Annotated in this window: 12 protein-coding genes; 5 read left to right on the top strand and 7 right to left on the bottom strand. The window is 61.8% G+C overall.

What is annotated here, in order from left to right:
* Window positions 1-156 precede the first annotated feature (156 nt).
* The 4 genes from CMV30_RS05145 (at window position 157) to CMV30_RS05160 (ending at window position 10,331) form a co-directional block, all read left to right on the top strand.
* Entirely contained in the window at window positions 157-1,365 is a 1,209-nt protein-coding gene (locus tag CMV30_RS05145) for a glycoside hydrolase family 27 protein (RefSeq protein ID WP_096055020.1), read from the top strand.
* A 276-nt stretch (window positions 1,366-1,641) separates the two neighbouring features.
* On the top strand, window positions 1,642-3,894 hold the full coding sequence (locus tag CMV30_RS05150) for a hypothetical protein (protein WP_096057628.1): 2,253 nt from the start codon (window positions 1,642-1,644) through the stop codon (window positions 3,892-3,894).
* Window positions 3,895-4,036: 142 nt separating this feature from the next.
* Window positions 4,037-7,348, top strand: coding sequence for a glycosyl hydrolase (locus tag CMV30_RS05155; RefSeq protein ID WP_096055021.1), 3,312 nt, complete (start codon window positions 4,037-4,039; stop codon window positions 7,346-7,348).
* Between the two features lie 142 nt (window positions 7,349-7,490).
* Window positions 7,491-10,331, top strand: coding sequence for a M16 family metallopeptidase (locus CMV30_RS05160; RefSeq protein WP_138223141.1), 2,841 nt, complete (start codon window positions 7,491-7,493; stop codon window positions 10,329-10,331).
* Between the two features lie 97 nt (window positions 10,332-10,428).
* Here the strand turns inward: CMV30_RS05160 and CMV30_RS05165 are convergent, their stop codons facing one another.
* Window positions 10,429-11,379: an exosortase/archaeosortase family protein gene (locus tag CMV30_RS05165; protein WP_096055023.1), complete on the bottom strand. Its 951-nt coding sequence runs from the start codon at window positions 11,377-11,379 to the stop codon at window positions 10,429-10,431.
* Between the two features lie 271 nt (window positions 11,380-11,650).
* Here CMV30_RS05165 and CMV30_RS05170 point away from each other — a divergent pair, with 271 nt between their 5' ends.
* A complete protein-coding gene (locus CMV30_RS05170) occupies window positions 11,651-12,577 on the top strand; it encodes a DNA glycosylase (protein ID WP_096055024.1) in 927 nt (308 codons plus the stop codon).
* 30 nt (window positions 12,578-12,607) lie between these two features.
* Here CMV30_RS05170 and CMV30_RS05175 read toward each other — a convergent pair whose 3' ends face one another.
* The 6 genes from CMV30_RS05175 to rplJ form a co-directional block, all read right to left on the bottom strand.
* Window positions 12,608-14,158, bottom strand: coding sequence for an RNA polymerase sigma factor (locus tag CMV30_RS05175; protein WP_096055025.1), 1,551 nt, complete (start codon window positions 14,156-14,158; stop codon window positions 12,608-12,610).
* 59 nt (window positions 14,159-14,217) lie between these two features.
* The gene (locus CMV30_RS05180) at window positions 14,218-14,598 is read right to left on the bottom strand and encodes a VOC family protein (protein WP_096057629.1); all 381 of its coding nucleotides are present in this window, start codon (window positions 14,596-14,598) and stop codon (window positions 14,218-14,220) included.
* Between the two features lie 134 nt (window positions 14,599-14,732).
* A complete protein-coding gene (gene rpoC, locus CMV30_RS05185; protein ID WP_096055026.1) occupies window positions 14,733-18,878 on the bottom strand; it encodes a DNA-directed RNA polymerase subunit beta' in 4,146 nt (1,381 codons plus the stop codon).
* 52 nt (window positions 18,879-18,930) lie between these two features.
* Entirely contained in the window at window positions 18,931-22,728 is a 3,798-nt protein-coding gene (gene rpoB / locus CMV30_RS05190; RefSeq protein WP_096055027.1) for a DNA-directed RNA polymerase subunit beta, read from the bottom strand.
* A 211-nt stretch (window positions 22,729-22,939) separates the two neighbouring features.
* Window positions 22,940-23,323: a 50S ribosomal protein L7/L12 gene (rplL, locus tag CMV30_RS05195; RefSeq protein WP_096055028.1), complete on the bottom strand. Its 384-nt coding sequence runs from the start codon at window positions 23,321-23,323 to the stop codon at window positions 22,940-22,942.
* A 141-nt stretch (window positions 23,324-23,464) separates the two neighbouring features.
* On the bottom strand, window positions 23,465-23,986 hold the full coding sequence (gene rplJ, locus CMV30_RS05200; RefSeq protein ID WP_096055029.1) for a 50S ribosomal protein L10: 522 nt from the start codon (window positions 23,984-23,986) through the stop codon (window positions 23,465-23,467).
* Between the last annotated feature and the right edge of the window lie 8 nt (window positions 23,987-23,994).

Genomic DNA, 23,994 nt, shown 5'->3' on the forward strand with positions numbered 1-23,994 from the left:
GAGAAAATAATCTCATAACCGCGACGCCCCCGCTCATTCCTCCGCGTCCACTCCTGCGCTATCTTGTCCCCTCATCGCGACGCGCCCGCGCCGCCTCCCCGTAGCCGCGTCACTTCAGACGCGGTGCTTTTCCCCGCACTCTCCCCTTTGCACCGAATGAAAAAACTCCTCCCCCTCCTCGCCGCCGTCACCGCCCTGGCTTCACCCCTCACCATGCTCGCCCAAAAATTCCCCGGCCTCGCCCAGACTCCGCCCATGGGCTGGAACACCTGGAATACTTTCGCCGGCAACATCAACGAAACCCTCATCAAGGAAACCGCCGAGACCATGATCAAATCCGGCATGAGAGACGCCGGCTACATCTACATCGTCCTCGACGATTGCTGGCACCTCAAAGAGCGCGACGCCAACGGCAACCTCGTCCCCGACCCCGCGAAATTCCCCAGCGGCCTCAAAGCCCTCGGCGATTTCCTCCACGAGCGCGGCTTCAAATTTGGCATCTATAACTGCGCCGGCTCCAAAACCTGCGGCGGCCACCCCGGCTCCATGGGCCACGAATATCAAGACGCCCGCAGCTACGCCTCCTGGGGCGTCGACTACCTCAAATACGACTGGTGCTCCACCGGCACCCGCGACGCCCGCGAAGCCTACACCACCATGCGCGACGCCCTCCACGCCGCCGGCCGCCCCGTCGTCTTCAGCATGTGCGAATGGGGCACGGCCAAACCTTGGGAATGGGCCAAAGACGTCGGCCACCTCTGGCGCACCACCGGCGACATCTTCGATTCCTACGACGGCGTCAAAGGCTGGGAGATCGGCTGGAAACGCATCCTCGATCTCCAGCACACCCGCGGTGACGAACAAACCGGCCTCCAAAAATACGCCGGCCCCGGCCACTGGAACGACCCCGACATGATGGAAGTCGGCAACGAAGGCCTCACCTTCGCCGAGTCCCGCGCCCACTTCTCCTTCTGGTGCGTCCTCGCCGCCCCGCTCATGGCCGGTAACGACGTCCGCCACATGACGCCCGAAATCACCGCCGTCATGACCGACAAGGAAGCCCTCGCCATCAACCAGGACGCCCTCGGCAAACAGGGCTCCCGCGCCCTCGCCGAACCCTCGAAGCACATCGAAATCTGGACCAAGGAACTCTCCAACGGCGAGTGGGCCGTCTGCGCGCTAAACACCTCCGACACCCGCCGCGCCATCACCGTCGAGTGGCACCGCCTCTGGCACCTCCAGAACAAGCCCTTCACCGTCCGCGAAATCTGGAGCAAAAAATCCGCCGGCGAAACCTCCACGAACTTCACCGCCGAAGTCGATTCCCACGACGTCCTCTTCTTCCGCCTCACGCCGAAAAAGTAATTCGCTCCGCTTCCGTCGTAGGGTCTGCGCTTGCGCAGCGCCTCCGAAAAGCCGCGTTCCCCGGAACGCGGTTTTTCCGTTTTGGTCCTCGGCCTCCTCTACAGTTCGCCTTCCGAGGTAGGGATGATGCTCCGCATCGTCCGAATCGACTCCATCCCTTCACCCTTCGCTCTTCACCATTCTTACCGCCCCACCTCCAGCATTGCCTCGCTCTTCCCTCCGTCTCAGAAATCCCCGCGCGCACCACGGAGCATCACCCGTCCGCGCCTCTCCTCTATGACCACGACCCATCGTTGGAAATTTTTCCGCAGCGGCGGACTCGACCAGGTTCTCCTCCAATCCGGAGCCGACCTTCTCAACCTCGAACACCTCGACCAAAAGCTCTGGGTCGCCCTCAGCTGCCCCGTCAAAGGCCTCGAACTCGACGAAAAAACCCTCTCTCTCATCGACCTCGATGGCGACGGCCGCATCCGCGTTCCCGAGGTCATCTCCGCCATCAAGTGGACCGCCCTCCACCTCAAGAACCTCGACGACGTCCTCGCCCCCCAGTCCGCCCTCCCGCTCGATCTGATCAACGACCAGACGCCCGAGGGGAAATCCGTCCTCGCCTCCGCCAAACAAGTTCTCGCCAACCTCGGCAAAGCCGGCGCCACCTCGATCTCCGTCGCCGACACGACTGACACGAAGAAAATCTTCTCCGAAACCACTTTCAACGGCGACGGCATCATCCCCGCCGAAGCCGCCAGCACGCCCGAGCTCAAACAGCTCATCGGCGACATCATCGCCTCCTATGGCGCCGACACCGACCGCAGCGGTAAACCCGGCATCACCCAGGCCAAGCTCGATCAGTTCTACACCGAAATCGCCGCGTACGCCGACTGGGCCGGCAAAGGCTCCGCCAAAGAAATCCTCAGTGCCGGCGAAGTCGCCACCACCGCGTACGACACCATCAAAACCGTCCGCGCCAAGATCGACGATTTCTTCGCCCGCTGCCGCCTCGCCGCGTTCGATTCCCGCGCCCTCGCCGCCCTCAACCGCCAGGAAAGCGAGTACCTCGCCATCGCCGCCAAGGATCTGAAAATCACCAACGAAGAAGTCTCCGGCTTCCCCCTCTCCCGCGTCGAACCCAACAAAGCCCTCCCCCTCACCGAGGGCGTGAACCCCGCCTGGGCCGGCGCGCTCGCCGTTCTCCAAAAAGCCGTCGTCGCCCCGCTCTTCGGCGCCAACAAAACCAGCCTCACCGCCGACGAGTGGACCATCCTCACCGGCAAACTCGCCCCCTACGAAACCTGGCTCGCCTCCAAGCCCGCCACGCCCGTCGAGAAACTCGGCCTCCCGCGTATCCAGGCAATCCATGCAGCCAAAGAAAAACCGCTGCTCGATGCGCTCATCGCCGAAGACAAGGCCCTCGAACCCCAGGCCCTAGCCATCACCGCCGTCGATCGCCTCGCCCGCTACTACCGCGACCTTCGCACACTCCTGCACAACTTCGTCAACTTCTCCGACTTCTACGACCCGCGCTATCCCGCCACCTTCCAGATCGGCACGCTCTACGTGGACAGCCGCAGCTGCGATCTCTGTATCCGCGTCGACGATCCCGCGGCCCATGCCGGCCTCGCCTCGCTCAGCAAAGTCTACATCGCCTACTGCGATCTCAAACGCCCCGGCGGCGAGACGATGAAGATCGCCGCCTGCGTCACCCAGGGCGACTCCGACTACCTGATGGTCGGCCGCAACGGTCTCTTCTACGACCGCAAGGGCCGCGACTGGGACGCGCACATCACCAAGATCATCGATAACCCGATCAGCATCCGTCAGGCATTCCTCTCTCCGTACAAAAAGTTCATCCGCATGATCGAGGAGCAGGTGGCCAAACGCGCCGCCGCCGCCGATTCCGCAGCCGACGCCAAGCTCGCAGCAGCAGCCGCCGCGACCGCCAACGCCGACAAAAACGCCCCGGCTGCTCCCGCCGCCGCACCCGTCCCCGCCAAGAAGATCGATGTCGGCACCGTCGCCGCTCTCGGCGTCGCCTTCGGTGCGATCATGGGCGCCATCGGCGCGATCGCGACCGGTCTCGCCGGTCTCGCCATCTGGCAGCTCCCACTCGTGTTCATCGGCCTGATTCTGGTCATCTCCGGCCCCTCGATGATCATCGCCTGGCTCAAACTCCGCCAGCGCACCCTCGGCCCGATCCTCGACGCCAACGGCTGGGCCGTGAACGGCCGCGTCAAAGTCAACGTCCCCCTCGGCACAGAACTCACCGCCCGCGCCGTCATTCCCGAAGGCTCGACCCGCTCGCTCGAAGATCCCTTCGAAGACAAAGCCGCCAAACGCCGCAAGCGCCTCACCATCCTCACGCTCCTCCTGCTCGTCACCGTCTGGCTCGGCTACAACCTCTGGGCCGCCCCCCATTACGGACTCGAAAAACGCCTTTGGCCCTTCGAGAAAAAAGCCGTGCCCGTCGTTCCGGTCGTCGCCCCCGAAGCCGCCGTCGCGAGCGCCGCACCTGCGCCCGTCCCGGCGAAATAAGCCAGCTGAGGAGCCGATCCTCCCTCCCAAAACCGCGCCCACCCCGGCGCGGTTTTTTATTCATCCCATCATCTGACGAGCCGACAACCTGCGCTCTAGGACCGCCGCGGTAAACACGGTCCCATCGTTCATCTTCTTCACGATGCTCCCCCTGCGCTTCTCCCTCGCGCTCCTCGCCGCCCTTCTCGTCACCGTCGCCCGCGCCGACACCTCGCCCGCCGCCAGCGATCCCCTCGCCGCCGCGTTCGCGACTCCCCCCGTATCCGCGAAGCCAACACTCTGGTGGTTCTGGGGCGAAACCGTCACCACCGACCACGGCATCACCCAGGACCTCGAAGCCATGAAGCGCGCTGGCTTCGGAGGCGTCGTTATCTACGAACAAGTTTTCACCGACCGCCCCGACGCCCTCAAAAGCCTCTCCCCCGAATGGCTCGCCCGCTTCCGCTTCGCCGCCGCCGAATGCGCCCGTCTCGGCCTCACCCTCGAAACCAACATCAGCAGCGGCTTCGTCGCCGGCGGGCCATGGATCACCCCCGCCCTCGCCATGCAACGCATGGTCGCCAGCGAACTCGTCATCGACGGCGGCCGCCCCGTCTCTCTCCCGCTTCCCCAGCCGCCCACCCGCCTCGATTACTACCGCGATGTCGCCGTCCTCGCCTACCCCGCACCCTCCGGCGCCGACGCTCTGCCCGAGCCCGTCCGCACCAGCACGCCCGCCGACATCGACCTGCCCGCCCTCTTCAGCCCCGACGCCCAACGTATCCGCATTCCCGTTTCAGCCGGCGACCAGCGCGTCCTCATCACTCTCGACTACGGCCGCCCCGTCACCACCCGCAGCCTCACCTACGCGCAACGCACCAACGCCAAGGCCCTCATCATCGCCACGCAAATGCCCTCCTCCTGGGCCGCCGATTTCTACGGCGAAAACATGCGCCTCAACCCGCCCCTCGGCTGGCTCGAAGTCAGCGACGACGGCCAATCCTGGCAGCGCGTCGTCCAGCTCCCCGCCCTCGGCTACCAGCACGACACCTGGACCTCGCAAACCGTCACCTTCCCCGCCGCCACCGGCCGCCACTTCCGCCTCAACTTCGAAAACTGGGGCCGCAACTTACGCTCCAACGACACCGACCTCGTCATCGGCGCCATCGAGCTCCGCGGCGAAGCCCGCATCGATCAATGGGAACGCAAAACCGGCAACGTCGTCGACTTCTCCAACCCCGACCGCACACCCGCCTACACCGGCGACGAGATCATCGACCCCGCCCGCATCCTCGACATCACCTCGCACCTCACCGCCGACGGCCTCCTCACGTGGGACGCCCCTCCCGGCCGCTGGACCATCCTCCGCCTCGGCCACACGCCCACCGGCGCCAAAACCAAACACGGCCGCCCCGAAAACATGGGCCTCGAATGCGACAAACTCAGCGCCGCCGCCGTCCGCGTGCAGTGGGAAAACTATGTCGGCGTCCTCCTCCGCGAAGTGAAAAAAGTCCCCGGCGCCAAACTCTCCGGCATCGGCATCGATAGCAACGAACACGGCTCGCAAAACTGGACGCCCGACTTCCTCGCCCGATTCATCCGCCGCCGCGGCTACGACCTCCGCGCCTTTCTCCCCGTGATGATGGGCCGAGTCGTCGGCAGCCGCGAGCAATCCGACGAAATCCTCCACGACGTCCGCCGCACCATCGCCGACCTCATGAGCGACGAGTACTTCGGTACCTTCCAAAAACTCTGCCATGCCGAAGGCATGACCTCCACCGCTCAAGCGCCCGGCATCGCGACGTGTCTGCCGAGCGACAACATCCAGGCCAAAGGCCGCACCGATATTCCTATGGGCGAATTTTGGATGACCCAAACCGAGGGCACCATCGACTGCAAAGAAGCCGCCTCCGCCGCGCACGTCTACGGCCTCCCCATCGCCGCCGCCGAAGCCTTCACCGGCAGCAAAGCCGACGCGCATCCCGCCATGATGAAACCCTTCGCCGACGCCGCCCTCGCGCTCGGCATCAACAAATTCGTCGTCCTCGCCTCCGTCCATCAACCCTGGGACGACCGCAAACCCGGCGTAACCGAAGACCGCTTCTACCTCCCCTACCAGCGCCACAACACGTGGTGGGAAGACAGCACACCCTTCTGGGACACGCTCTCCCGCTCTTCGCACATGCTCCGTCAGGGCCTCCCAGTCGCCGACCTCCTCTATCATCTGGGCAACGACACGCCGCTCAAGATCGCCACCCACCGCATGCGCCCCGCGCCTCCCGCCGGGTACGATTACGATGTCTGCGGCGACGAAGTGCTCCTCACGCGCACCCGCGTCGAAAACGGCCGCATCGTCCTCCCCGACGGCATGAGTTACCGGATACTCGTCCTCGCCGGCGGCCGTCACCTCTCGCTCGCCGCCGCCCGCCACCTGCAAAAACTCGTCACCGACGGCGCCACCGTCCTCGGCCCGCTAAAACCCGAAGGCTCTGCCAGCTTCTCCGACGGCCCCGCAGGCGACGCCGAAGTCCGCCGCATCGCCGACCAACTCTGGGGCCCCGGCCCGCTCACCGCCCGCGGCGAAAAAACCACCGGCCTCGGTCGCATCCTCTGGGGTCACACCCCCGCCGAAGCGCTCTCCGCCTGCAACCTCGCCCCCGATTTCTCCCCGACCGAAAATCTCTCTTCAGCGAAACTCCTCTTCACCCACCGCCGCACGCCCGACCGCGACATCTACTTCGTCGCCAACCACGGCACCACCGGCGTCAACGGCCACGCCCGCTTCCGCGTCACCGGCCGCATCCCCGAACGCTGGAATCCAGAAACCGGCGACATCGCCACGATCGACGGCTGGAGCGAAACCGACGGCACCACCACCGTCCCCCTCATCCTCGAACCCCACGCCTCCACCTTCATCATCTTCCGCGCACCCACCGCACCGAGCGCCGCCCAAAAACCACCCGTCCCTCCCGCTCTCGTCCAAGACACGCCCCTCCACGCCTCCATCGCCGGCCCATGGTCTGTCCACTTCACCCCCGGCTGGGGTGCCCCGGAAAAAATCGAGCTCCCTCAACTCTCCTCCTGGACCGACCACACCGACCCCGGCGTCCGCCACTACTCCGGCTCCGCGACCTACACCTGCACCTTCGATCTCCCCGCGCTCCCGCCCACCGGCCGCGTCCTTCTCGACCTCGGCAACGTCGCCGTCATCGCCAGCATCAAACTCAACAACCACGACCTCGGCATCGCGTGGAAATCGCCCTACGCGCTCGACGCCACCGCCGCCCTCCGCCCCGGCCGCAACACTCTCGAAGTCCGCGTCGCCAACCTCTGGGTCAACCGCCTCATCGCCGACAGCGCCCTCCCGGAATCCGAACGCAAAACCTGGGTCACCTGGAACCCCTACAAAAACGCCGACCCGCTCCTCCCCTCCGGCCTCCTCGGCCCCGTCACCCTGCGTCACCTTACACGATAGTCAGGGAGTTCCCGCCGTCATCATTCACTATCTTCCTCCGCCTTCGGCATTCGGCCTTAGACCTTCGGACTTCTCCGCCATTGGCCATTAGTCATTGGTCATTGCCGCGCGCGACCCGCGCGGCTCCACTCCGCCCCACTCGATGATCCGGCTCAGCGGCGTTCTCCTCCTCACACTTTTCTCTCTCTGCGCACTCGCGCCCGTCAGCAACGCCGCTCCGTGGGCCGAGCTCCGCACCGATCTCCCCGCCGACCCCGCCCTCATCCAAGGCACGCTACCCAACGGCCTGCGCTACGTCATCCGCCGCAACGCCGAACCCCGCGACCGCGTCACCCTCCGCCTCGTTGTCGCCGCCGGCGCTCTTCACGAACGCGACGACGAACGCGGCCTCGCTCACTTCGTCGAGCACATGATCTTCCGAGGCACCCGCTCGCATCCCGGAGATTCCCTCGTCAACGCCCTCCAGCGCCTCGGCGTCGGCTTCGGCCCCGACAACACCGCCTTCACTCACTACGACCACACCATCTACCACCTGGAACTGCCCGACACCACCGCCGCCACCCTCAAGCAAGGCCTGTCCACGTTCTACGAATACGCCGCCGAGGCCACCTTCGACCCCGCCCTCATCGAACGCGAACGCGGCATCATCTTCAGTGAAAAAGCCACCCGCGACACCCCCGGCTATCGCCGCAACGTCGCCGGCCTCGCCTTCCTCTGGCCCGACTCGCTTCAAGCCCGCCGCCCCGTCATCGGCGTCGAGGAAACCCTCCGCTCCGTCACCCGCGAACACTTCGTCGCTTTCTACGACGCCTGGTACCGCCCCGACCGCACCGCCGTCGTCATCGTCGGCGACATCGACCCCGACACCGCGCGCAAACTCATCGAGGAAACCTTCGCCAACTTTACCGCCCGCGCCCCCGCCCGCGACGACCCCGTCAACATCATCCCCGCCACCGCCACCTCGCCCGACATCAAGATCAACCTCGATTCCGCCTACGTCGGCATCGGCCTCGCCTTCCAGCACCCGCGCTCCAGTCCCGACGAACCCGATACACGCGAACACCGCACAGCCCGCCTCCACCGCTCGCTCGCCTTCGCCATGCAGCAGCAACGCCTCAACCGCATCGCTGCCGAGCTTGGCGACGCCCTCGTCGCCCCCTCCGCCTCCGTCGATGATTTCATCCCCGGCTGGGAAGTCGCCTCCTTCAGTGCCGCCGGCCGCATCGATCACTGGCGCGAACTCGCCGCCGCCCTCGAACAAGAACACCGCCGCGCCATCCTCCACGGCTTCACCCCCGCCGAGCTCGACCTCGCCCGCCGCAGCTTCACCGAACTCCTCGAAACCAACATCCGCAGTTTCCCTACGCGCCGCTCCGAACACCACGCCGCCGAGATCGTAGATCTCCTGCTCAATGGCGACGCGATCACCACCCCCGAAGCCATCCGCGACGACCTCGCCGCTCCCCTCGCCGCCGCGACTCTGCAAGCGTGCAACCGCGCCTTCCGCAGCACCTGGGAACGCTCCGCCCTCCACGTCTTCATCAGCGCCAACCCCGCCTTCAAAGAAGACGTCCGCTCCATCGCCCAGGTCCTCAACGAAAGCCGCCAGACTCCCGTCACCGCCCGCACCACCGCCGCTGCGGCACCATTCGCCTACACCGATTTCGGCCCGCCGGGGAAACTCGTACACGAGGAAACCGCCGCCGGTCTCGACGTGCGCCTCTCCCGCTTCGCCAATGGCGTCTGCCTCAATTTCAAACAGACCGACTTCGAGGCCGACACCGTCAACATCTTCGTCCGCATCCGCGGCGGCCGCCTCACCACGCCCTCCGCCCTGCCCGGTCTGGATTTGCTCGCTGGATACGCCTTCACCGATGGCGGCCTCGGCAAACACAGCGCCGCCGAGATCGGCGACCTACTCACCGGTCACAACGTCGGTCTCAGCTTCCACCTCGAACCCGACGCCTTCGTCTTCACCGGCCGCAGCTCCCGCCGCGATCTTCCGCTCTGCCTCCAGCTCATCGCCGCCTACATCACCGACGCCGGCTACCGCCCCGAAGCCCTCCGCGATGCGCACGCCTCCTACGGCTCGCTCCTCTCCTCGCTCGAAGCCTCCGCCGGCGGCCCCATCCGCCGCTACGCCGAACGACAGCTCTTCCACGACGACGCCCGCTTCGGCATCCCCGGCGAACAACACTTCTACAACCGCACGCTCCCTGAACTCGAAGCCTGGCTCCGCCCCGCACTCGCCGAAGCGCCCCTCGAGATGAGCATCGTCGGTGACACCACCTGGGACGCCGCCTCTGCCGCTGTTTCCCAAACTCTCGGTGCCTTGCCCGCCCGCGCCGAAACCGCAAAACCTCCGCGCCTAAAAACTCCTCGCTTCGCCGACCCCGCCCGCCAGCCCGTACTCTACATCGCCCCCGCCCGCCTCAAACAATCCGCCATCGCCTGGTATTTCCCCGCCCCCGACGCCAGCGACTACCGCACCGAACGCCGCTGCTTCCTCCTCGCCTCCATCCTCGAAGAACGCGTCCGCCACCGCCTCCGCGAAGAACTTGGCTCCGCCTACGCGCCCAACGCCGCCTTCATCTCCTACGATGCTCTCCCCAAATGCAGCTACTTCGTCGTGTACGCCGAAGTGGACACCGACCGCGCCCCCGAAGCCGCCGCCGCCCTCCGCAAAGAATTCGATGCCCTCCGCGACAAAGGCATCACCGACGACGAATTCCTCCGCGTGAAAACGCCCTTCCTCCGCGAGCGCACCGACCACCTCCGCAGCAACGGCTACTGGGGCCACACCGTCCTGCTCGACGCCCAAGAACGCCCCTACCGCCTCGAAGCCGCGCTCAACCGCCACACCGACACCTCCGCCATCACCCGCGCCGAAGTCCAGTCACTGCTCGGCAAATACATCAGCCGCAAGAAAGGCTCCCTCTTCATCGCCGAGCCCGGCCGCCTCCGCAAATGGGACGGCAAGTGATCCACCGTAGGGCTCGCGCTCGCGCGATGCCGCCGACGCTCTGACCCCGTAGGCCAGCGAGCTCGCTTGCGCTCCTATCACCCGCCCTGCGCCCCGCTCACTTCGCCGAGCGAAAGCTCACCTTCCAGTTCAGCACCTGCGTCAGCCCCAGCAGCCCGATCGTCGTCACGCCGATCACACCAAACCCCGTCCAGTCGTGAAACCGCCCCTCGATCGCCTGCGGCCCGTACTGATAAGCCCAGCCCGTGAGAAACAGGCTGCGCACTAGATTCATCACCAGAGCAAACGCGGTCGCCGCGACCAGTAGCGTTATCTTTTTCCACAACTGCTCGAAACACATCGCGCCTAAAAAAGACCCCGCGAACAAGCACCCCATCAGCGAGCGAATCCCCGAACACGCCTCCGCCACACCCACCTCGCCCGTCGGCAGCACCAGCACATGTCCCTGCTGCTCGATCGCCATCCCCAGCGATTCGAAAACGAAGAACACCACACTCGTGATCTTCCCGAGCAGGAAAAGACTGAGCGCATTCTCGATCAGCGAAATCATCGGCGCCGACACCAGCCACACCAGCGCCGGAAACACGAACAGCCGCGCGACCGCCCAGCCGTCCGCGCCTTCCGAATACGCCGTCAACGTGATCAACCCCAGCGCCATCCCCGCCGTCCCGAGCGACAACGCCAGCGACGCCGGATAAGACGCCCCCGCCGCCGCGAGCGTCAGCGAGCCAAATAAAAAAAACGCCGTACCGCCCAACACTGACAGCCACGCCCCAATTCGCATCAACATCCCCCGCCCCGAATCCTCAGGCACCCGCGACTTCGTTGCGGCGGCCACCACCTGCGGCCAGCGTTCATAAATCACATAGCCCGCAAAAAAAGGCACCAGCCATCCGAAGACATAATCGTCCTTCAGCAGCCACCAGTGCGAATGATTCCACGCCGTGAACGCCATGAACCCGATCGCCACCATCACCGCATACCCCAGTGACACACCCACCCCCGCGATGGTTTTTCTGGGAGCCAGAGCATTGGATTCCGTGCGCATGAGACGCCCTCACCCGATGCGAGGATACCAAAAGAATAAAGCCCAGACTTTCGCCCCGTAGGCCAGCGTGCTCGCACGCGCTCCGTCTCCCGTATCCCTGTAGGAGCGGCTTTACGCCGCGATGCCCTCACCCGCGCACATCGCGCTCCCCGCTCCTAATCCGCCTTCTTTGCGCCTTCGCGTCTTTGCGTGAGCCTTCCGCCACTTCCGCGCACATCTCATCACCAACCCACCGCTCGACTCCACACGCCAACCACGAAACATCCCGCTCATGCCCGCGCCCGCCACTTGGTCTGACTGGAGCCCGCTCAATTTTCTCCCGCCACTCACCGACCGCACCCTCGCCGAGCTCCTCGACGGCGGTCAGGCCTTTCGCTGGAACCGCCAGACCGACGGCAGCTACCTCGGCGTCTGGTCCGACTGCATCGCCCAAATCCGCCGCGACGAAACCGGCCTCACTCACTGGCGCTCCCCCGCTCCGCTCACCAAACGTGTCGCCGCCTCTCTCCCGATCTACTTCGGGCAACACGCCGCCTTCGATGCGCTCCTCGATGCACTCCCGTGGCGAAGCGACGCCCACCTCGCGCTCTGCCTGAAAACCTTCCCCGGCCTCCGCATCCTCCGCCAGCCCTTCGGCGAGACGCTTCTCGGGTTCCTGTGCAGCGCCACCAAGCAGATCGTGCAGATCAAACAGATGATGGAGCTCCTCGCCACCCGCCACGGCGCTTCGCTCGGCACTATCCCGGCTGATGGTACAACGGCCGCGAAAATCATCCACCGCCTGCCTGCCTGGTCGGAACTCGCCGCCGTGCCCGAAACCCAACTACGCGAATGCCTCCTCGGCTTTCGCGCCCGCTACATCCACGACACCGCGCAATTCCTCGCCGCACATCCTGGCTGGCTGGAAGAAACCGAACAGCTCCCCTACGCCGAAGCCAAAGAACGCCTCTGCTCGCTCCCCGGTGTCGGCGAAAAAGTCGCCGACTGCGTCCTGCTCTTCGGCGCGGGAAAAATGGAAGCCTTCCCCGTCGACGTCTGGATCTTGAAGACGCTCGAAACCCGCTACGGTCTCAACGGTTGGAAGCCCGCACAAGTCGCCCAATTCGGCCGCTCGCATTTCGGCACTGCCGCGGGCTTGGCCCAGCAGTTTCTCTTCGCTTACGAAAGAACGGCGAAGAAGGCGAATATCCCAAGCTAATCCGTTTCCACTCGTTCTCATGCATCCGTTTTAATCTGGTCGATAGACTGTTTTAAGATTTCGAAACGAAAGCCTCAGATAGTCGGCATCGACCGGGCGTTTAAGATACGGCATCAGCTGCGATGGCTCGGTCGGGAGTTGAGCGCTGTTAACGCGTTTGAATTCAGTCACTGCCTCATTGATCGCATCGAATGAAAGATGCACCGACTGCATCATCGTACTCCCTCCACCGGTATAGCTATAACGGGCATCATAGATATCATCGACGATCTTGTTTCGCAGGACCATGCGAGCTTCACCGCCGTCCGAGTCGATGACTCTTGTTTTATCCAATTTGCCGAGTTCGTAATTCTTCAGAATCGCCGGATCGATCTGAGGATCGAAATAGGCAGCCAGTTCTTCAGGCGCGCCCGGCAACGGACGCTTCGTTTCCTTTTTATACCGATCCAACGCGGCACTCAGAGGCTTACCAAAACGCTTAAGCGCAAGGTTCCTGAGGGTCGAAAGAGCATCGCGTGCCCCGAGCGTGGTTTCCACTTTCGCACTTTTAGCCGCCTCCAGCCAGTCATCCTCCGTGAGGTACGCCATCTCAGGAATTCGTTTATCCGGCATTTTATCCAACCAAGTGTGCAATGCCTTCACGCGATCCAGCCAGGCTTCGAGCGCGGACTCGATTTCAGGATCTCCGCCAGACGCCGCCGCGCGGACTGAAGCGAGTTCACTCTCCGCTGTGGCCAGCCTCTTCAACGCTGCTTCCTGTTTCGCGCGCAGCTCCCGGGAATCTTTCAGCAATGCCTCCATCCGTTCTTCGAGCGAACGCGTGCGGGCTTTCTCAAGGGAAAGTTGGTGAGCCTCATAAAAAGCGACGCCGACGCTCAGGGTCAGCGCGGCGGAGAAGGCGATTTTCTTCAGGGTTGTCATAAGAATGATCTGAGAACCTTGCGTGGATGCCGCTGCGAGCGCGGTTACTCCGGTTAGATTCGCCGCGAGCATCGCAGGCGCGGGCACGACTGCTTGCGCGGAGAGTTGCGTAGCAACCGCGGCCGCACCAAGGACGACGCCGCGTTTGCCAAAATAAGTGCGAAGCTGCTCGAGCGCCCGACTCACGCGCTTTTGCGCAGCGGCTTCGGACGCGCCCAAGACATCGCCCACTTCTCGCAGGCTGCGATTTTCGAAGAACCGAAGAATCACGGCGCGCCGGTCATCTTCGCTCAGCGAAGCGACCGCTTCGTCAAGCAACGGCTCCATTTGCTCGGACGTGCCCACTGCGTTTTCAGCCGGATCATCCGTGAGCGGTTCCGGCCGCGAGTGAACGCGCGCTTCGCTGCGAAGGACATCTATCGCTCTGCGGCGCGTGACGAGAAACAGCCACGCCGCGAGCGGCTGTGTGGGCTTCAGTCTCTTTGCCGAGCGCGCCAGATCGATAAAGACGTTCTGAGTGACTTCCTCCGCTAGATGCGGGGCACGCACCTGCCGCCGGGCTGCGGAATAAACCAGATCAAGATAACGACGAACGAGCTCGGCAAACGCACACGAAGAGCCTTCCCGCGTGTAAGCCTGAAGCAGTTCGTGATCGCTCATTCATCTGACTATCGCTCGCGACTAAGCGAAATCAGACAAAGAAAATTCGAGTCGGCGGATTATTTCGAACGCTGGATGAGTTCCACCTCGTAGCCTTCCGGCGCGTCGATGAAGGCGATCATGCCGCTACCGCTCGGCGTCGGACCATCACTCAACTCGTAGCCGCGCTCTTTCAAACCGGCGGCGAATGCCGTGAGGTCTTCGACTTCGAACGCGAGGTGCATGAGATCCGGCTGCACTTTCACGGGTTCGGCACCGGGCGGCATCTGACAGATCTCAATTTCCTCATCGCTGTTCGGCGTGGCGATGAATGCAAGCTGCGCGCCGCGCGGTGACGTGTGCCGGCGGGAAACTTTGAGCCCCAGTGCGTGTTCGTAGAATGCCACGGTGCGCTCGAGATCGTTCACGCGCATACGCGTGTGGAGAAGCTTTTTGACCATGGTGTGGACGGTGCGGCGGTGAGCGGAAAAGGCAAATGTCCGAGAATCCCGGGCGTTGAATCCACGCATGAAAAAGCCGCCGACGTTTCCGTTGGCGGCTTTGAAAACTGAAACGCTCAGTGCGTCGCTCTCGCTCAGGAAGCGGAGACCTCGGCGACTGGAGCCGCCTCGGGGATCTCGTCGCCGAATGGCAGCGTGACCTTGAGCTTTTTGTACATCGGGAGACCCGTGCCAGCAGGGATCAGGTGACCCATGATCACGTTTTCCTTGAAGCCCTTGAGCATATCGATCTTGCCGAGCGTCGAGGCGTCGGTGAGGACGCGCGTCGTCTCTTGGAAGGAAGCGGCCGAGATGAAGCTCTCGGTTTCGAGCGAGGCCTTGGTGATACCCAAGAGGATCGGCTCGGCTTCAGCGGGCTTACCACCGGCTTCTTCAATGCGACGGTTATTCGCAATGAAGGCAGCGCGGTCGATCTGCTCGCCCCAGAAGTACTCGGAGTCACCTGGATCCGTGATACGGACCTTGCGGAGCATCTGGCGGATGATGATTTCGATGTGCTTGTCGTTAATGGTCACACCTTGGAGGCGGTAAACTTCCTGCACCTGCGAGATGAGGAAATCGTACAGCGCCGATGGCCCGAGGATCTCGAGGATCTCGTGTGGATCGGCGGAGCCTTCGGTGAGGTGCTGGCCCTTGTGGACGACGTCGCCTGGCTGCACGATGATGTGCTTGCCGGCCGGGATGAGGTGTTCCTCCTCCTGCGAAGTCTCCTCGTTTTTCACGACGAGCTTGCGCTTGCCGCGGATCGTTCCTTCGAAGGAAACGACGCCATCGATACGAGCCATCTCGGCCGCGTCTTTTGGACGGCGGGCTTCGAAGAGCTCGGCGATGCGGGGGAGACCGCCCGTGATGTCCTTGGTCTTGGACGCCTGACGTGGCGTTTTCGCGAGGAGCGCGCCGGGAGCGATGATGTCGCCCTCGTTGACCGAAATCTGCGCGCCGACGGGAATCGAGTAAGCAGCGAGCGGCTTGTTGGACGCGTCGCGGATTTCGACCTGAGGATTGAGATCTTCTTTATGCTCGATGACGACCGTGGCGATGCGGCCCGACGATTCGTCGAGTTCGCGCTTCACGGTGACACCAGGGATCATGTCCTTGAAGACGAGCGTACCACCCTTTTCAGAGAGGACGGGAACGTTGTACGGATCCCACTGCGCGAGCACGGCACCCTTTTCGATCTTCTCGCCGTCACCGATGGTGAGGAAGGAACCGACAACGATGTTGTAGCTCTCGAGTTCGCGATCTTCGGAGTCGATGATCTGGATCGAGCCAGTCTTGTTAAGAACGATGGCTGCACCGTCAGCGGTCTGCACGAGGCGGAGACCCTTGTACTTCACTTTGCCGCCGGAGCGGACGCGAATTTCAGGAGTCTTGAATCCACCGGTAGCGACGCCACCAATGTGGAACGTACGCATCGTGAGCTGCGTGCCGGGTTCACCGATCGACTGAGCGGCGATGATGCCGATCGAGTCACCGGTCTTGGCGACACGGTTGGTGGCGGGATTGATGCCGTAGCTCTTCGCATCGATGCCGTGGCGGCTGGTCGATGTGAGGGGCGACATGATCTTCACGCGCTCGAGGCCGGATTCTTCGATCTTGGTGGCGATTTCCTCAGTGATGAGTTCGCCGGAACCAACGAGGAGCTCGGTCGGATTGAGCGGATTGAAGACGTCGTCGCTCACGCAACGGCCGATGATACGCTCGCGGAGACCGACGATTTCGTCGTCACCTTCAAAGATCGCTTTCTTCCAGACACCGTCGCGGGTGCCGCAATCTTCTTCGGCGATGACAACGTCCATGGCCACGTCACACAGTTTACGTGTGAGGTAACCGGCGTCAGCGGTCTTGAGCGCGGTATCGGCGAGACCCTTACGGGCGCCGTGCGTCGAGATGAAGTATTCGAGAACGGTCAGACCTTCGCGGAAGGACGACAGAATCGGGCGTTCGATGATTTCGCCGGATGGCTTGGCCATGAGGCCGCGGGTACCGCACAGCTGACGAACCTGCTGTTTGTTACCACGGGCACCGGAGTCCATCATGATGTAGACCGGATTGATCTCAGGACGGCCGTCGTTGCCTTCGAGTTTCGCGAATACTGCCTTCGCGATCTTGTCGGTGGCACCGGTCCAGATATCGACTACCTTATTGTAGCGCTCGCCGTCGGTGATGATGCCCTTGTTGAACTGGGCTTCGACCTCGGTGATCTTTTTGCGCGAGTCGGCAACGATGTCCTTTTTGTCCTCGGGGATGATCATGTCATCGATACCGATGGAAATACCGGCCTGCATGGCGGTCTGGAAACCGAGCTCCTTCAACTTGTCGAGGGTCTCGATCGTGATGACGTCGCCGGCAACCTTGTAGGTATTCAGAATGAGGTCACCGAGCTTGGCCTTCGGAACTGGGAAGTTCACGTAGCCGAGACCCGCGGGCCAGATCTGGTTGAAAATTACGCGACCAACCGTCGTGCGGAGGGTCTTGCGCTCCTTGTTACCGTACACGGTATCTCGACCGTGATCGGGATTCGGGATCTCGACCCAATCGTGAACCTTAAGCGCGCCATCGGTTTTCGCGAAGAGCACTTCCTGAAGACCACTGAGGAGCGGGATGCGCTCGCCTTTGGCGACTTTCTTACGGGGCTCAACCGTGAGGTAGTAAGCACCAAGAACGATGTCCTGCGAAGGAGTGAGGATCGGCTTGCCGGAGGACGGCGAGAAGATGTTGCTCGTCGCCATCATGAGGAGTTTGCACTCCATCACGGCTTCCAATGAAAGCGGGACGTGAACAGCCATCTGGTCACCGTCGAAGTCGGCGTTGTAAGCCGTACAGACGAGTGGGTGAACGCGGATCGCTTCCCCCTCGATGAGGACAGGCTCGAAAGCCTGGATCGATAGACGGTGAAGCGTGGGCGCGCGATTGAGTAGGACTGGGTGGCCCTTCGTGACTTCTTCAAGAATGTCCCAGACTTCTGGAGACTTCTTCTCGATCATCTTGCGGGCACCGCGGACGGTGTGCACGAAGCCGAGCTCCTTAAGACGGCGGATGATGAATGGCTCAAAGAGAACCAGCGCCATCTTCTTGGGGAGGCCACACTGGTTGAGCTTCAGCTCAGGACCGATGACGATCACGGAACGGCCGGAATAATCGACACGCTTGCCGAGAAGATTTTGGCGGAAGCGACCCTGCTTGCCCTTGAGCATGTCCGAGAGGGACTTCAAAGGACGGTTGCCTGCGCCAGTCACTGGACGGCCGTGGCGACCGTTGTCGAAGAGCGCGTCGACAGCTTCCTGCAGCATGCGCTTTTCGTTGTGAATGATCACATCGGGCGTCTTCAGCTGCATCAAATTTTTCAACCGGTTGTTGCGGTTGATGACGCGGCGATAGAGATCGTTGAGATCGGAGGTCGCAAAACGACCACCCTCGAGAGGAACCAACGGACGCAGGTCCGGTGGGATCACGGGGAGGACTTCAATGACCATCCATTCAGGACGGGACTTCGAGTGGATGAAGCCTTGGATGACCTTCAGACGCTTTGAGAGCTTCTTTTTGATCTGCTTCGATTTGGTCGCGCGCATCTGCTCCTGGAGCTCGGCGACAGTCGCTTCCATATCCATCTTGCCGAGCGCTTCGCGAACGGCTTCGGCACCCATCTTGGCGACGAAGGAATCATCACCGTACTCATCGAGCGCCTGGCGGTACTCGGTGTCGGTGAGGAGCTGCTTCATCTCGAGCGGGGTCTTGCCCGGATCGACGACCATGAAGTTTTCGTAGTAGATCACGCGCTCAAGCGAGCGGGCGGTCATGTCGAGGAGAAGACCGAGACGGCTCGGCATGCTCTTCAAGAACCAGATGTGAGCGACAGGAACGGCGAGTTCGATGTGGCCCATGCGCTCGCGACGGACGCGGGCGATCGTGACTTCGACGCCGCAGCGATCGCAGACGACGTCCTTGTATTTGATGCGCTTGTACTTTCCGCACGCGCACTCGTAGTCGCGGACGGGCCCGAAGATCTTTTGGCAGAAGAGACCGCCTGGCTCGGGCTTGAAGGTACGATAGTTGATCGTCTCTGGATTTTTAACCTCACCCTTCGACCAGTTACGGATCGTTTCGGGCGAGGAGACGGTGATGGAAACGCAGTCGAACGGATTCTCGTCGAGGCCGAGAGCCGAGCGGACTTCATCGCGTGCGGGTGACGCGGCGGTTTCTGAGGGTTGGATGCTCATTTAATTTTCCCTGTATACTATGTCGTTAAAAGATGCGGAGGTGCAGGCAGGCTTAGGTGCCGGTGCGGGAGGTCGTGGAGCCGAAGCCTAGGACGTCGCGTTTGCTGAGCTTGATGTCCAAGCACAGCGACTGGATTTCCTTGATCAACACGTTGAACGATTCCGGCGTACCGGCCGTGAGCGTGTTGTCGCCCTTGACGAGCGACTCATAGATCTTGGTGCGGCCTTGCACGTCGTCGGATTTGACGGTGAGGAGCTCCTGGAGGGTGTGCGCAGCGCCATAGGCTTCGAGCGCCCACACTTCCATTTCGCCGAAACGCTGGCCACCGTACTGGGCTTTGCCGCCCAATGGTTGCTGCGTGACGAGGGAGTATGGACCGACGGCGCGGGCGTGAATCTTGTGAGACACAAGATGGTTCAGCTTCATCATGTAGATGTAGCCGACCACGACCTGCTGATCGATCTTCTCGCCGGTACGACCGTCGAAGAGTGCAGATTTGCCGGAGGTCGGCAGACCAGCGTCCTTGAGGTATTCACGGACTTTCTTTTCCGGGATACCGTCGAACACAGGCGTCGCGACCTTGATGCCGAGTTTCTTACACGCCCAACCGAGGTGTGTCTCCAACACCTGGCCGACGTTCATACGTGAAGGAACGCCGAGCGGGTTAAGACAGATCTCGACCGGCGTACCGTCCGGGAGGAACGGCATGTCTTCTTCGGGAACGATCTTCGCGACGACACCCTTGTTACCGTGACGACCGGCCATCTTGTCACCGACCTCGAGCTTTTGCTTCGTGGCGATATACACTTTGACCTGCTTGATCGCGCCGTTGCCCGCATCGTCACCGGCTTCGATGCCGGTGATCTTGCGTTCGCGGTCGCCTTCGAGCTCGTCGAACTTCGACTGATAAGAGCCGATGATCTCCATGATCTTGATACGAACCGGAGACGGGTCGATCTCGACGTGTTTGGAGACGGCGGCGAGCTTGCGGAGGAGCGTCTTGGTGATCTTGCGGTTGGCCGGGATGATGACCTCGTTGGTCTGGCCGTTGATCACGTCGAGCGGGATCTTTTCGCCGAGGAGGATGTTGGAGAGGGCCTCGGTGAGGCCTTCGCGCAACTTGTCCATCTGGGTCTTATAATCTTCCTGGATCTGCTTGGTCTGGCGGCGGCGATCGGAAGGAGAAAGTTTCTCTTTCTCGAAATCGATGCGGCTGGAAACCTTTACGTCCATGATGATGCCGCCAACACCGGAAGGCACCACGAGGGAGGTGTCCTTAACGTCGGCAGCTTTTTCACCGAAGATCGCGCGGAGGAGCTTCTCTTCAGGAGCGAGCTCGGTCTCGGATTTCGGAGTGATTTTGCCGACGAGGATGTCGCCGGGCTTCACTTCGGCACCGATGCGGATAACGCCGTTGTGATCGAGGTTTTTGAGCGCCTCTTCACCGACGTTCGGAATATCGCGCGTGATTTCTTCTGGCCCAAGCTTCGTGTCACGAGCAGTGACTTCGAATTCCTGGATGTGGATCGAGGTGAAGATGTCTTCCTTAAGAACCTTCTCGGAGATGAGGATGGCGTCTTCGAAGTTGTAGCCGTTCCAAGGCATGAACGCGACGAGCACGTTGCGGCCGAGCGCCATTTCGCCGTCTTCGGTCGAAGGACCGTCAGCAATGATCTGGCCGGCTTTGATCTTCTGACCTTTTTCAACAATGGGCTTTTGATTGAAGCAGGTGCCCGCGTTTGAGCGCATGAACTTGCGCAGCTCGTAAACGTGAACGCCGTTCTTGGCGTCGGTTTTCGGAGCGCGATCAAAGTTCTTCGGCAGTTCGCCATCCTCGGTGACAACGATGCGCTTGGCGTCAACGGCGGCGACGATGCCTTTCTCGTCAGCGACAACCACGATCTTCGAGTCACGAGCGACACGCTCTTCGATACCGGTGCCCACGAATGGAGACTCGGCTTTGAGGAGCGGAACGCCTTGGCGTTGCATGTTGGCGCCCATCAGAGCGCGGTTGGCGTCGTCGTGCTCAAGGAACGGAATCATTCCGGCAGCGATCGAGATGACCTGCTTCGGAGAAACGTCCATGAGGTCGACCTCGCTCGCGGCGACTTCCAAGAAGTTGCCTTGCTGACGAACGGTGACCTTGCCGACGAAGTGGTTCTTGTCGTCGAGCTCAGAGTTAGCCTGAGCGATGACTTTGCCTTCTTCCTGGTCGGCGGTGAGGTACTCGATCTTGTCGGTAGCCTTGCCGTCTTTGCAAAGACGATACGGCGTTTCGATGAAGCCGAATTCGTTGACGCGGGCGTAGGTCGAGAGCGAGTTGATCAGACCGATGTTTGGACCTTCGGGCGTCTCAATCGGGCAAATACGTCCATAGTGCGACGGATGAACGTCGCGGACTTCGAAGCCAGCGCGATCGCGGTTAAGACCGCCTGGCCCGAGGGCGGAGAGACGACGCTTGTGCGTGACCTCGGCGAGCGGGTTAATCTGGTCCATGAACTGCGACAGCTGCGAGCGGGCAAAGAAATCACGGATGACGGTCGTGAGAGCCTTCGGGTTGATCAGCTTTTGTGGAGTGATCGAGTCGACGCTCTGGTCGTACATCGTCATGCGCTCGCGAACGAGACGCTCCGTGCGGCTGAGGCCGACGCGGCACTGATTGGCAAGAAGTTCGCCGACGGTACGGACGCGGCGGGAACCGAGGTGATCGATGTCGTCTACAACGCCTTCGCCACGCTTCAAGCGGACAAGGTACTTCGTGGCGGCCACGATGTCGTTGCTCTCAAGGATGCGCTGCTCGATCTCAACCTTGAGGCTGAGCTTCTGGTTGACCTTGTAGCGACCGACGCGGCCGAGGTCGTAACGCTTGGGATCGAAGAAGAGGCGCTTGAGAAGAGCCTTGGCGTTCGCTGTGGTTGGCGGCTCGCCTGGACGGAGGCGCTTGTAGATTTCCTTGAGCGCTTCTTCTTCGTTGCGAGTCGGGTCTTTTTTGAGGGCTCGAATGATCGCGCCTTCGTCCACCGCTGTATCGATGACACGGATGGAGGTGATGTCGTGCTTCTCGAAGGTGCGCACGATCTGCTTCGTGAGCGGCTCGAACGCGCGAGCAAGAACGACGCCCTTTTGGGCATCGATCGCGTCTTCGACGAGAACAAGCGTGGAAACGTTTTCGAGATCGAGAGCCTTCGCGACTTTGAGATCTTTGATCTCGTAGAAGAGATTCAGAATATCGATGTCGGAGCTGTAGCCGATGGAACGGAGGAGCGTCGTGATGAGGAATTTGCGGCGACGACGGCGGCGGTCGAGGTAGACGTAGAGCAGGTCGTTATTGTCGAACTGCACTTCTAGCCAAGTACCGCGGTCAGGAATAACGCGGAAAGAGTGGAGCGGCTTGCCGTTGGCGTGGGGCGTGACTTCGAACGCGATGCCAGGCGAACGGTGGAGCTGAGAGACGACGACGCGCTCGGCACCATTGATGATGAACGAACCGCGGTCGGTGACCATCGGGATTTCGCCCATGTAGATTTCTTCGTCCTTGATGAAGTCTTCCTCGCGGAGGCGAAGCTTCACATAGAGCGGAACGGAGTACGTGATACCTTCGCGGATACACTCGATCTCGGTGTTCTTAGAGTCGCCAAGGGTGTACGAGACATACTCAAGCACGAGGCGGCCGTCGTAAGACTCGATCGGGAAAACCTCGCGGAAAACGGCTTCAAGACCTTGGGGCTTGCGCTGCTTGTCGGGAATGCCTTTTTGCAGAAAGTCCAAATAGGACGTGATCTGAATCTCGATGAGATTCGGCGGTTGGATGACTTCTCTGAGTTTACCGAAGTTGATGCGGTCGGCCATGTGTTTTCCCGGTTGGATGAATGAAGAAATGCGGAGCACCCGGTGCGGAGGGGGCTAAAAAAATCAGCCGCGAGGTGACGCGTGGGCGGCGTCAGCAGCGGCGGGCTGCGCTAACAAAGAACAAAATGGAAAAAAGGCAAAGGACAGGCCGCGCGTAGGCACGGCCTGTCCTGAGAAAGAGGGACGATTTGCGATGTTGAACGCCAAGTAATTACTTGAGTTCGACCTTCGCGCCGGCGGCCTCGAGCTTCTTCTTGATGTCTTCGGCTTCGGCCTTGGGGGCGTTTTCCTTGACGGGCTTTGGAGCGCCTTCGACGAGATCTTTGGCTTCCTTGAGGCCCAAGCCAGTAATGGCGCGGACTTCTTTGATGACGCCGATCTTGTTGGCGCCGGCATCTTTGAGGATGACGGTGAACTCGGTCTGGGCTTCGGCGGCCGGAGCGGCAGCGCCTGCACCAGCGGCTGGGCCAGCGGCGACGGCAGCAGCGGCGGAAACGCCCCACTTGCCTTCGAGGTCTTTAACGAGGGCAGCGAGTTCGAGAATGGGCTGTGCGGACAACCATTCGATGACTTGGTCTTTGGTGATATTGCTCATAAGTAATCTCCTGAGGTTGCTAGCGGTTTCGAAGAGTGAAACGCGTTTAAGAGACGTATCTCCTAGCGGGCCTCGCTTGATGTTAAATCCGGCCATGGGGTTTAAGCCGCGGCAGGAAAAATGTTAAAGTGTGCGGTGGGTTTAAGCGGACGGAGCAGCAGGCTGCTCAGCAGCGGGCGCGTCAGGGGACTCTTTTTTGACCTTGGCGTCGAGGACGCGAACGAAGGCGGCACCGGTCTGTGTAAACAGGCCGAGCAACTGCGAACGCAGTGCTTCGAAGGATGGAAGGTCCGCGATCTTCGCGAGGTCGGAAGCAGTGACGATCTTCTTATCGAGAACGCCAACTTTGACTTCCAGTTTCTTCTTATCTTCAAAGAACTTCTTGAGTACCTTGGCGACACCAGCGGGGTTTTTTCCGCCGACAACGACTGCGGTTGGACCGGCCAAAGCGCCTTCGAACTCAGGGAGTCCGAGTGTCTTGGCGGCGACGCGCAGGGAACTGTTTTTCACGACGTGGAACTCAGCGCTCTCAGTCGCGAGGCGGTTGCGCAGTTCGGAAACATCCGCGACGGAAACCTGCGAGAAATTCGCAAGGATGACATAGTCGGACTTCTTGAGGTGAGTCTCGACCTCAGCGATCAGGTAATTTTTTTCAGCTCTCATGGGTCGGG

This window comes from Nibricoccus aquaticus (assembly GCF_002310495.1).
GTDB lineage: Bacteria > Verrucomicrobiota > Verrucomicrobiia > Opitutales > Opitutaceae > Nibricoccus > Nibricoccus aquaticus.